Source organism: Alloalcanivorax venustensis ISO4 (genome assembly GCF_015356855.1).
Classification (GTDB): domain Bacteria; phylum Pseudomonadota; class Gammaproteobacteria; order Pseudomonadales; family Alcanivoracaceae; genus Alloalcanivorax; species Alloalcanivorax venustensis.
On the sequence record NZ_ARXR01000006.1, the window covers coordinates 18,361 to 30,555 of the forward strand.

The window sequence follows — 12,195 nt, forward strand, 5'->3', positions numbered from 1 at the left end:
GCGGCCGAAGCCGCCCTAGGGAGGAGAAAGTATGCCGGCGGGCTCAGTTGCAGCCGTCGGCGTTGTCGTAATCACCGTCCACCACGGTGTTGATCCACTGCCGCATCAGGGCGGTGGCGCCGTCGTGGGCGACGCTGCGCGCGATCGGCGGCATCATCCGTTGCGGGTCGTTTTCCGCCTCCATGCGGCAGGAGACGATGGAATCGTCGCTGCTGCCCGGCACCACCACGTGCTGGCGGCCGCAGGACCCGCCGCCGGTGGCGGTGGGCTTCTTGCAGATGCCGTAACCCGCGTCCACGGCGCGGAACACGTCCAGGTAATACCCGGTGTTGGACGCGGCGCCCTTGTCGTTGTGGCAATGCTGGCAGTTCACTTCCAGATAGGCGCGCAGGCGGTGCTCGATGTCCGCCGGTGAGTTGGCGGTGTCGCCGCCGTCGCCGGGCACGTTCCAGCGCGGCAGCCGCTCCACGTTGGTGGCCACGCCCTGCCCGTCCAGTTCCAGCTCCGGGGCGCCGGCCAGCAGGCCCTGATCGACCCAGTACTGCAGCTGGTTAACGCGCGGGAAACCGGCCTGACCGGCGGTGCCCATGAAGCTGCTTTCCGGCTGGTAGGCGCGGTTCAGGTTGCGCGGCTTGGGGCCGATCGGCGCGCTGCCGGCGGGCCGGTCGTCGTTGCCGTGGCAGGTGATGCACTGGTTGGCGTTGGGCACCGAATAGCTGTCGGTGGACCCGGTGATCAAGGTGCCGGTATCGGCGTCGCGGAAGTGCCAGCTCGCCGCGCGGCTGCCGCCGCCGGGGGTCAGCACCGCCACCGGTTCACCCTGGTTGTTCTGCTCCCAGATGTAGGGCAGCCCGGCCCAGAACGCCTTGCCGCTCTGGCTCACTCTCTTGATCAGCAGCCGGGTTTCCACCAGCGCTTCGCTGTTGTTGGCTTCGTCGGTGAAGGCGAAGGTCTTGGCGATCACCGTGCCCACCGGGAAGTCGATGGTGCCGTTCACGTTGTTGCCGCCCTGCCCGTCGCGGTAAACCGCCTGTTCGCCCGGGGGCACGAACAGCACCCGGTACTTGGTGGCGTGGTCGGAGAACAGTTTGCTGTTGAGCACGTAGGGCACGCCGCCTTCGTGGGGCAGGCTGCGCGGGTCGTCCGCTTCGGCGAACAGGTTGTACTGGGACAACAGCGGGCAATCCACCTCGAAGGCCGCGCGGTTGATCTCGCCCTCTTCCACTTCCGCCTCGCAGAGATGCGCGATGTATTCCTCGGAGGCGGCCGGGTCGAAGTCGCCGCTGGGCTCGAACGGCGGAATCTCCACCCTCGGCAGGGACGGCAACACGCTGCCGAAACGGGCCTGGCAGTCGTGGTCGGACAGGTTGGTGTCCGACGGGAAGTTGAGCAGGCCGCCGACGATATCCAGCAGGCCGCCGGGGGTGAGGATGGACAGGTCCTGGTCGACCAGGCCGATCACCAGTTCCAGGCCGTCGGTGCCGTGGAAATTCAGGTAGGGCGCGCTGTCGTCGGACAGTTCGTTGTCATGGATACAGGAACCCCAGCGCGGCAGCTTGCGGTTGCCCTGGTCGTCGAACTTGTAGGCGTTGTAGTGGCAGGACGGGTTGGGATGCTGGTTGGTGTGCAGCGGCTTGCCGTGCTCATCCTGGGGTACCGGGTTGCCCTGGGCGTCCACCGGATAGGGGCAGTCCTCATCCAGCTCGTCACGCAGGCCGTCCCAGATGATGTGCGCGCCCTTACCCAGGTTGGCCAGGTTCTGCAGGCTGGAGAGAAACTGCGCCGGGTCGTTGATGGTGGGCAGGTTCTTCAGGCCGATCAAGGTCGGCAGCACGCTTTCGATTTCCCCGTTGAGGGTTTTCTCCAGATCCGGCGGCGGCAGGTCATAGCCGGAATTGCGCATCACGTTGTCGTGGATGTGCAGCCCTTCGGTGTAGGGGTCGAGTTTTTTGTCGGCGGTGCCGCCGGGGCCGTCAATCAGTTCATAGCTGATATAGAGCACCGCGGCGGTGCTGTGGTCCTCGAAAACGTTATCCACCACTTCGATGTTGTCGTAACCCAGGGTGATAAAGCCGACGCCGCGCGGCACCACCGATACCAGACCGCTGTGGGCGAAGTTATAGGTGTTGTTGTTGCGGGCGGTGTTGTTGAGCATCACCGAGGTGTCGCCGTACTGGGTGATGTTTTCCAGATCGTAGATCAGGAAGCCGCCGGTGTTGCACTCCGCCAGGTTGGAATCGTATTCACCGCCCTGGACGTTTTCGATCTCGAAGCCCATGACGTTATACACCGCGCGGCTGTCGCGGATGATGGCGGTGTTGGTCTGGCCCACGTAGATGCCGGCGTCGGAGGCGCCCACCGATTCCGATTCCTCCACCAGAATGTTCTCGGACTCCACCGGGTAGATGCCGTAGCGGCCGCTGTCGGAGCTGGGCACGTAGTCCGGGGCCGGGTCGCCCTCGTTGAACGGCGGCGCGGTGCAGGCCACGTTCAGGCGCTGCGGGTAGTTGTCCTCGGTGATCGGGCCACCGCCACCGGACCAGATCGCGCGCACGTTGCTCAGCGTGCCCCATTTGACGCCCTTGAGTTTGAAGGCGTCGCCGGGGGAGTCGAGGATGGTCAGATCACGCACGGTGATGCCGCGCACGTTGAGCGCTTCCAGGCCGGTGACGTTGGCGCTGTCGCGGAACGACAGCACGGTTTCGTCCTTGCCGCAGCCCTTGATCAGCACGTCCTCGGTGGCCTGGATCAGCAGGCCCTGGTCCAGATTGAAATAGCCGCAGGCGAATTCCAGGGTGTCCCGGGGGCGCAGCTGGATCATGGCGTTGACCATGTCCTCGGTGGCCCCTTCGCCGGGCTCAATGAGAAAAGTCCGGCCCTCGGTGAAGCGGTCCGGTTCTTCTTCCTCGGGCTGGTTGGGCGCCGGCGACGGCGTGGCGCCGCCGTCGCCGCCGGAGTCACCGCCGCAGCCGCTCAGTGTCAGCCCCAGCATCAACGTCAGTAGCGCTAACCAGGATGTGTTGCCGTTCATGGTCGTTCCCCTGTTGGTGTTGGCCGCCCCGTTCATCGCGGGGCCTGCTCCAGTCTTTCCCACATGCGCAAATAGGCTTCCGCGGAGGTGAACAGCTGGTTCACCGCGTCTTCGATCTGCTCCCGGGGGCGGTCGCTGTTGGCGATCATGTCGGCGATCTGATCCGCATAGAGGCCGTAGTGCGCCACGCCCCTGCCCTCGTAGAGGCTGAATTCGTGGTCGCCGGTGCGCTGCACGTCGAAGCGCACACGGCCGTCCACGGATTGGAACGGATACAGGTCGTCGTGCTGGTCCTCGGTGCCCGGGTTGCTCGCCAGCTGCGCGATGCCGTTGACGTCCGAGGCGAAGCCGGCGCCGCCGAACGGCCCGACCTTGAGCGCCTCGTCACGGGGGCGCTGGCCGTCGCGGGTCAGTTCGTCCACCCAGGCGCTGCGCACGCTGCCGAACGAGGCCACCACGCCACCCTGGGAGGCCACACGGTCGCGCAGCGCTTCGGTGCCGCCCCAGGCGCCGTGGCTGTTGATCACCGGGTAACCGCGCCGCCCGGTCAGTTCGAGAATCTGTTCCGCCGCCTTGCGGCTGATGTGGTCGGTTTCGATCATCATGCGGCGCTTCATCAATTCCTCGATCAGGAAGAAGCCCAGGTCGGACAGGCCACGGCTGTTGCAAAGATGGTCGGTGCCCCGGCGCGGGTCGTATTCCGCCAATTGCTCCGGTGTGGCCGGGAAGCGGTCGCCGACGTAGTCGAGCTGGAACAGCAACTGGTCGATGAGGCCCAGCGGCGCCAGCGGGTCCGGCAGGGACGACGCCGGCGGCGCGTCGTCGCCGTGGTCGTGGGCGCAGGTTTCGAATTCGATGGTGTGGCCGGTTTCCAGAATGTTCCCCGCGTAGAGCACCGGACCGATGCCGATGCCCGAAGACAAATCCGGCAAATGGCCGCCGAAGGCGTTGTCGAATTTGTGCACCGGGAACAGGCTGCGCACGTCCATGGCATAGAGACGGTCGAGCCGCTCGACGATCTGCTCGCGGGTGCATTCCGGCGCGCCCAGGAACTCGCCGCAATTGAGCACCTTGGAGGCCTCCACGCCGAGGATCACCGCCATCTTGCCCTCGCCTATCACGTCCCGGGCCTGGGCCGGATCGGTGACGATGCGGAACCAGCCCTCGCCGGGGCCGCCGTGCTGGGCGTCAATATAGTCCTGCATGGCGTGCATCTGCTCGGCCTGCATTTCGATCGCCGCCATGGTGTCGCAATCGTTCTGCTTCTGGGGGTTGAGCTGACACAGCACCTGGTTGTGCACCAGATGGTTGACCAGGATTTTCAGACCGGCGAGATGGGCCCGCTCGATCCAGCGGTAGTAACTCTGGTGATGCTGCAGCGAGTTGTGACGCGGCCAGAACTCATAGCCCGGCCAGCCTTCGGTGGCGTGGGGCCCGGGACTGCTGGTGACCTGCTCCACCAGACCGGTGAGTCCCTGGGGGCCATGATTGACGGCGCAGTCGTCCAGGGCATGATCGACACCGAAGGGATGGAAAGGGTCGCCGTAATTCACCCGGCCGCCGATGAACTCATAGGCGGAAATATGGCTGTGCGCGTCGACGAAGCCGAACACGTCATCGTCGTCCAGCCCTTCCACGTTCTGGAAACGGGGCACCTCGCGCAGATAGTTGGCCGGGCCTTGCTCGGCCACGGTGGCGTTGAGCTCCGCTTCCGGATAGGCGTCACAACCCTGCGCGGGGAGCAGGTGGAAACGGTTGGCTTCGCTCTCCAGCGACGGTGAGGCCAGAGTCAGCGCGTCCTCGCCCACGGTGAGCAACAGCCCGGTGGCGTCGGAGGCCACCGTGAAGGTCTCGCCTTCGCTGCGGTTGAGATTCCACACCGCCAGATCACTGGCCTGGTCCACCTTGCCCAGCGTGGGCCGCGGGGTACGGTCGCCGAGGCGCGTGCCCGCCACCTCCAGGCTCTCGCCCAGTTCCCGCAGCACGCCCCCCAAGGGCGCCACCGGATCCAATACCAGGTTCAGGGTGTCGCCCAGGCCGGCGACCAGGTAGCTGACTTCCGCGATCAAGCGACCGCCGCCGTCGAGCAGCTCGCCGGCCGGGTCGGAGATACCCAGCAGCTCCTTGTCGCCGGCCTGGCCGGGATCGCGGCGGTAATCGGACAGCAGCAGATAGGAACCCAGTGCCGTGGGCTTCATATAAAACGACGCCGCCCGACCGGGGTCCAGGGTCACACCGTAGCGCCCGTCCAAACCACTAAGGTAGCGCCCGTCGGCGTACAGGTGGTAGCAGCCATTGGCGAACTGAAAGCGGTTGAGGGCCTGGGGTTCGGGTTCCGGTTCGGGTTCGGTGGGCGGCTCCGGCTCCGGTTCCGGCTCGGAGGGCGCCGGCGGGTTATTCGCCTGTCGGTCGTCCGACGAGGACGAACCGCCCCCACAAGCGGTAAGGCCGAGAGCCAAAAGCAGCAGCAACCAATACGTCGACACCCGACGCACGCCTTTCACGGTCATAGCACCTTCCTGTTCTTGTTTTATTGGTACGTTTGTACAACTTATTACCGTGAAACGTTGTGGCGTTATTGTGAACGATTGGTGAACGGGCCCGCGGCACTCAAGTTTTCCGCCCTTCCGCCGAGAAATGCGTTGGATGGCGCCGTGTTGGCGGCTATGGCATATTCAAAAAAAGGCGATAGATAGTATGTATACGGCGCGCCGTATTACCGCGCCGCGCCATGCGGGGAGGGGGACCCTGATGCAGGACAAGGGGATGTCAGAGACGGAGCGGGCCCGGCTGGAAAGCCTGGCCAGCTACAATATTCTGGACAGCGCCCCGGAACACGAATACGACGACATCGTGCAGCGCGCGGCGGCGCTCTGCGAGTGCCCGATCTCCACCGTCACCCTGGTGGACCGTCACCGCCAGTGGTTCAAGGCGTCCGTCGGGCTTGATATCCGGGAAACCGAACGCGACATCGCGCTCTGTGACCACACCATTCGCGGCACCGGCCCTCTGATCATCCCGGATACCCGGCTCGACCACCGCTTCGCCGATAACCCGGTGGTCACCGACCCCAACGGCATCCGCTTCTACGCCGGCGCCCCGTTGGTCGCCCCGGACGGTCAGGCCCTCGGCACACTCTGTGTCATGGATCACCGGCCCCGGCATCTGAGCGAGGCCGAGGCGAACTATCTGGCGCTGCTGGCAGACCAGGTGATGATGCATTTGGAGCTCCGCCGACAGAATCAGCGGCTACAGGACGCCGTCGACGAACGGAACCGCGCCCTCCATAAGGCCGAACGTCGCGCCGCTCATTTGGAGGAGTCGCAACGCATCGGCCGGATCGGCAGTTGGACCTTCCATCTGGATAGTCAGACTCTCAAGTGGTCGGAGCAGACCTTCCGCATCTTCGACCTGTCCCCGAAAGACTTGGACGGCCGCTTCGAGCGTTTTCTGCAATGCGTGCACAACGACGACCGGCGCCGCCTGCTCGACTACCGCAAAGATGCCCTCGCCGGCCACACCCCTTTGGATATTCAGTACCGCATCAATTTACCCCAAGGTGGACAACGCCACTTGCATGAGCGTGGAGAATTGCATAAGGACAATCACGGTCGGCCGATGTATCTGCAGGGCACGGTTCAGGACATTACTGAGCTCAAGACCTTTGAAATGCAACTGCAACACACCCAGCGACTCACCGGCATCGCCGGGAGGCTGGCTCGGGTCGGCGCCTGGAGCGTGGATGTGGCCTCCGGGCAGGTTTCCATGTCACCGGAAATTCTCGCTCTGCATGACCTTGGCAACGACACACGCATGGCCCTGGAGGATTCGCTCAGTTTCTATGCCCCGGAGGACCAACCCAAGGTACAGTCCCTGTTCGCCGCCTGCGTCAATCGGGGGCAGCCCTACGACGAAGAACTAAGGGTCGTCACCGCCACCGGACAGCCATTCTGGGTACGCGCTCTGGGCGAACCCGTGTTTGATGAGGTGGGCAAAGTCGTCCGCGTCGATGGCGCCTTCCAGGACATCAGCGAACAGCGCAATGCCGCCAATGCTTTACGCGAAGAAAAAATCCGCTTTGAGGCCGCCGCCCGCGCCACCGCCGATGCGATCTGGGACTGGAACACGTCCACTGACCGGTTGTGGTGGAGCGAAGGCATGGAAACCCTGTTCGGCTACAGTGCCGAAGACCTGGAACGGGACAGCCGTTCCTGGACCACGCGCATTCATCCGGACGACAAAAAGCGCGTGCTCACCGATATTGAAAGGGTCATTTACAGCCAGCAGCAGAAATGGGAAGCGGAGTACCGCTTCATACGCAAGAACGGCAGCGTGGCCTATGTGTCGGATCGCGGCTACGTAATCCGCGATGAAAACGGCGACGCCCTGCGTATGGTGGGCGGTATGAGCGATGTCACCGAGCGCCGCCACTTCCTCACCAATCTGGCCCGACAGGCCGCCCTGCTGGATAAATCCCGCGACGCCATCATGGTGCTCGATCTGGATCGCCGTATTACCTATTGGAACCAGGCCGCCGAGGGCATCTACGGCTGGCGCCAGAGCCAGGCCCTGGGACAGCGCATTGATGAGGTGCTCGGCGAGGACCCGGATGTCCTGAAAGCCGCCACCCGGGAGCTGCTGCTCAGCGGCCAATGGGCCGGCCGCTTGGCCAGCCACGGCGTGAACGGCAAAACCGTGATCTCAGACGCGCGCTGGAGCCTGGTCGCCGACGACCACGGCCAGCCGGACGCCATCCTGGCCATCAACACCGACATCACCGAACATCTGGCGCTGGAGGAGCAGCTCCAGCAGTCGCAGCGGTTGGAAGCCATCGGTCAGCTGACCGGCGGCGTCGCCCATGATTTCAACAACCTGTTAACGGTGATTCTGGGTAATTCCGAGTTACTCGAAGAGCAACTGGAAGAGGCCTCGCCATTACGGGCTTCCGCGGGCTTGATCCGCGGCGCGGCGGAACGGGCGGCGGAGCTGACGCGCCGGCTGCTGGCTTTCGCCCGGCGCCAGCCACTGGCCCCGCAGATCGTCGACGTCAACGAACTGATTCACGGCCTTGCCCCCCTTCTTCGCCCCTCGCTGCACGAACATCTGGAGATCGATATCGTGCCTTGCCCGACGCCCTGGCCGGCGTTCATTGATCCGGGGCAGCTGGAGTCGGCGATTCTCAATTTATGCCTCAACGCCCGCGACGCCATGGACGGCGGAGGCTGCATCGTTCTTGAAACCGCCAACGTCAGCCTGGACCAGGATTACGCCAACCGCCATTCCGAAGTGGTTGCCGGCGACTACGTTCAGGTGGTGGTCTCGGATACCGGTGCCGGCATCCCGGAGACCACACTGAAACAGGTATTCGACCCCTTTTTCACCACCAAGCCCAAGGGCAAGGGTACCGGCCTGGGTTTGAGCATGGTATACGGTTTCGTTAAGCAGTCCCGCGGCCATATCAAGATTTACTCCGAGCCGGGTGAAGGCACCACGGTAAAACTCTACCTGCCCCGGGCGGACCGTGAGCGGCAGGAGCCGCTTCCACCAGCTTGCCCGGTGCGGTTCACCAACCGCCAGGAAACAGTACTTGTCGTGGAAGACGATGACGAGGTGCGCGACCAGGCCGCCCGACAACTGCGCGAGCTGGGCTATCGGGTGATCAGCGCCGCCAACGGCGATGACGCCCTGGAGCGGCTTTCCGAACAAGAAGTCGACCTGCTGTTCACCGACGTGATCATGCCCGGCGGCCCGAACGGGCCGGAACTGGCGCGGCTCGCGCGGCAGCGTCTGCCCGAGCTGCCGGTGCTCTACACCTCCGGCTACACTGAAAACGCCATTGTCCACCACGGCCGTCTGGATCCCGGCGTGCATTTATTGGAAAAGCCCTACCATAAGACGGATCTGGCGCAAAAGATCCGCGACGCTCTCGACGAGGTGCCAAGATGACGCCATCACAACAATCAGAAACGATACCTCGGCTCCTGGTTCTTGATGACGACCCTGACATCGGTCAGACGGTTTGCAGCATGGTCTCGAGCCTGGGTTACCAATGCCAGGTCACCACCCTGCCGGACACTTTCTTCGAGATACTCGACACCTGGCAGCCCACCCACATTCTGCTCGACCTGGTGATGCCAGCGATGGACGGCGTGGAAGTAATCCGCCATCTCGCCGAGCGTCACTGCGACGCAGGCCTGATTATCTCCAGCGGGCTGGGCAGCCGGGTCATCGATGCGGCCGGCAGGGCCGCCAGCCAGCACCGGTTGCACATGACCGGTGTGCTCCCCAAACCCTTTTCGATCCGCGATCTGCGTGCTCTGCTGGGCCAGCAACCGCCGCCAAGCCGCCAGCCGCGCCAGGCTCCGGTGAGCCCCGAGCAGGACATCACCCCGGCAATGCTCGCCGACGCCATCGATAATGACCAGATCCGCCTGATGTATCAGCCCAAGGTCAGTTGTGCCGAGGGCAATCCTGTTGTCGGGTTCGAAGCGCTGGCCCGCTGGCGGCACCCCCAGTGGGGACCCATCGCCCCGGACCGCTTTATTCGCCTCGCCGAACGCGAAGGGTTGATAGAGCCCCTTACCCGCAAGGTAGTCGTCCAGGCCTGTGCCGCTATGGCGGCCCTGTTACGAAGTGGCGGAGCGAAGGCCGAGCACTGGACCATGGCGGTGAATCTGTCCGCCTCCTGCCTGACCCGGTTCGATATGGCGGACAAGCTGGTGGTCCTGTGCCGACGGTACGGTCTGGAGCCGCGCCATTTAACGCTGGAGCTCACCGAGACGGCGGCCATGGAAGACGGCGTGCTGGCGCTGGACCTGCTCACCCGGCTGCGCATGAAAGGCTTTCAGCTGGCGATCGACGATTTCGGCGTGGGGTATTCCTCCATGGTGCAGCTGGCCAAACTGCCGTTCTCCGAGTTGAAGCTGGATAAAGCCTTCGTCATCGCGGCGGACCATTCCCGGGAAGCACGCACCATTATCAAATCGGCGGTGGATTTGGGGCACCAACTGGATCTGAAGGTGATCGCCGAAGGGGTGGAAACCGACGCGGCTCTGGCGTTCCTCCGCGAAACCGGGTGCGATTTCATGCAGGGGTACTATATTGCGCGGCCGATGGAGGGAGAAGATATTGGGGGGTGGTTGGAGGACCGCGAAGGGCGCTGCTGAGAGGCCTGGGCGCGCTGGGGCGCGCCGAGAGGGAGGGATTGGCTCGCTGCGCTCGGGGCTGCGCCCCGTTGCCGCCGGGCGGCAACGCCCCTCACGGCGCGTTGCGCCGTTCGGTCGAACGGAGGGTTCGAATCATCAACTCCCTCTCCGCCATACACAAAAAAGCCCGGCGTTGGCCGGGCTTTTTTGTGTATGGCGGAGAGGGAGGGATTCGAACCCTCGATACGCGCAATGCGTATGGTTCCTTAGCAGGGAACTGGTTTCAGCCACTCACCCACCTCTCCGGAACTCGGATTTTTCGATCGTTGGATAACGATTTAGCCGCGCATGATACCAGCTTGCGCGAAAAATACAGCCCAAAAATCAGGCATTCTCGCCGGTGTCGCTGCTTTTTTCGTGTTGAATCCGCTGGTAGATCTCTTCGCGGTGCACCGCGACTTCCTTCGGGGCGTTAACACCGATGCGGACCTGGTTGCCTTTGACGCCAAGCACGGTGACGGTGACATCGTCGCCGACCATCAACGTCTCGCCGACGCGACGCGTAAGTATCAGCATGGAAAATCCCTCCTGGGTCCATCAGATTGTTCAGTGAGCGCGTTCCCGCACACCAGGTGTGAGAGGACCCGTCATCCTTGTGTTCCATCATGCGGACGGCCCGGCTCCCTGGTGAGCGAGGCCGCATTATGCCGCATCAGATTAGGAAAGTCTCCCTAGAGACTAGCCACGCCCGCCCCGTGAATGCAATCACCGGGCGGGCCCCGGCATCACGCCGCCGGCTGGTCCAGCTCGAAGGCCTGATGCAACGCACGCACCGCCAATTCGAGGTATTTCTCGGCCACCACCACGGAGACTTTAATCTCGGAGGTGGAGATCATGGTGATGTTCACGCCCTCGGCGGCCAGCGTCTGGAACATCTTGCTGGCGACACCGGCGTGGGAGCGCATGCCAACACCCACCAGGGAGATTTTGGCGATCTTGTCGTCACCGATGATTTCCGGGTTGCCCAGTTCCTCGGCGGCCTGCTTGAGGGCCTCCTTGGCTTTGGCGAAATCGTTGCGGTGCACGGTGAACGTGAAGTCGGTGGCGCCGTCGGCGCCCACGTTCTGCACGATCATGTCCACTTCAATGTTGGCGTCGCTGACCGGCCCGAGAATCTTGAAGGCAATGCCCGGAGTGTCCGGCGCGCCGCGTACGGTGATCTTTGCTTCGTCACGGGTAAAAGCGATGCCAGAGATAACCGGCTTTTCCATATCCACCTCGTCGTCGACGGTAATGAGGGTGCCCGGGCCCTCTTGAAAACTGGACAGTACGCGCAGCGGCACGTTGTATTTGCCGGCGAATTCCACCGAACGAATCTGCAACACCTTGGAACCCAGGCTGGCCATTTCCAGCATTTCCTCGAAGGTGATGCTGTCCAGACGGCGGGCGGTGTCCACGACCCGCGGGTCGGTGGTGTAAACCCCGTCCACATCGGTGTAGATCTGGCACTCGTCGGCTTTGAGCGCCGCCGCCAGGGCCACCGCGGTGGTGTCCGAGCCGCCCCGCCCCAGGGTGGTGATGTTGCCGTCCTGGTCGATGCCCTGGAAGCCGGCCACCACGCACACCCGGCCGGCGTCGAGATCGGCGCGCATCTTGCGGTCGTCGATCTCTTCAATGCGGGCCTTGGAGTGGGTGTTGTCGGTGCGGATGGCGACCTGGCCGCCGGTGTAGGAACGGGCGCCCACGTTGAGCTTCTGCAGCGCCATGGACAGCAGCGCGATGGTGACCTGCTCGCCGGTGGAGACCAGCACGTCCATCTCCCGCGCCGGCGGGTTGTCGTGCACGCCGTTGGCCAATTCGATCAGGCGGTTGGTTTCACCGCTCATGGCGGAGACCACCACGACCACCTGATCACCACGTTCCCGGAAGCGCGCCACCCGTTCGGCGACGGCCTGAATGCGTTCGACGGTGCCTACCGAGGTGCCGCCGTATTTCTGGACAATTAGAGCCATAGTGACT

At 63.9% G+C, this 12,195-nt stretch carries 6 protein-coding genes and 1 tRNA gene; 2 read left to right on the plus strand and 5 right to left on the minus strand.

Annotated features, from left to right (window positions below; translation table 11 throughout):
• Window positions 1–43: 43 nt before the first annotated feature.
• Together ISO4_RS05055 and ISO4_RS05060 are read right to left on the minus strand one after the other, a co-directional pair.
• Window positions 44–3,031, minus strand: a complete 2,988-nt coding sequence (locus ISO4_RS05055) for a parallel beta-helix domain-containing protein (protein WP_194855372.1) — start codon at window positions 3,029–3,031, stop codon at window positions 44–46.
• A 32-nt stretch (window positions 3,032–3,063) separates the two neighbouring features.
• Window positions 3,064–5,541, minus strand: a complete 2,478-nt coding sequence (locus tag ISO4_RS05060; protein ID WP_194855373.1) for a membrane dipeptidase — start codon at window positions 5,539–5,541, stop codon at window positions 3,064–3,066.
• Between the two features lie 256 nt (window positions 5,542–5,797).
• Here ISO4_RS05060 and ISO4_RS05065 point away from each other — a divergent pair, with 256 nt between their 5' ends.
• Window positions 5,798–8,977 carry a PAS domain-containing protein gene (locus ISO4_RS05065; protein ID WP_194855374.1) on the plus strand — a complete coding sequence of 1,060 codons (3,180 nt, stop codon included), beginning with the start codon at window positions 5,798–5,800 and terminating at the stop codon, window positions 8,975–8,977.
• The gene (locus tag ISO4_RS05070) at window positions 8,974–10,197 is read left to right on the plus strand and encodes an EAL domain-containing response regulator (RefSeq protein WP_194855375.1); all 1,224 of its coding nucleotides are present in this window, start codon (window positions 8,974–8,976) and stop codon (window positions 10,195–10,197) included. Before ISO4_RS05065 ends, ISO4_RS05070 begins: the two co-directional genes overlap by 4 nt.
• A gap of 193 nt (window positions 10,198–10,390) precedes the next feature.
• Here the strand turns inward: ISO4_RS05070 and ISO4_RS05075 are convergent.
• From ISO4_RS05075 to ISO4_RS05085, 3 genes are all read right to left on the minus strand, one after another.
• Window positions 10,391–10,481 (minus strand) — tRNA-Ser (locus ISO4_RS05075).
• Between the two features lie 79 nt (window positions 10,482–10,560).
• Complete coding sequence (gene csrA, locus ISO4_RS05080; RefSeq protein ID WP_142949643.1) at window positions 10,561–10,752, minus strand: carbon storage regulator CsrA; 192 nt, start codon at window positions 10,750–10,752, stop codon at window positions 10,561–10,563.
• Window positions 10,753–10,961: 209 nt separating this feature from the next.
• On the minus strand, window positions 10,962–12,188 hold the full coding sequence (locus ISO4_RS05085; protein WP_142949642.1) for an aspartate kinase: 1,227 nt from the start codon (window positions 12,186–12,188) through the stop codon (window positions 10,962–10,964).
• Between the last annotated feature and the right edge of the window lie 7 nt (window positions 12,189–12,195).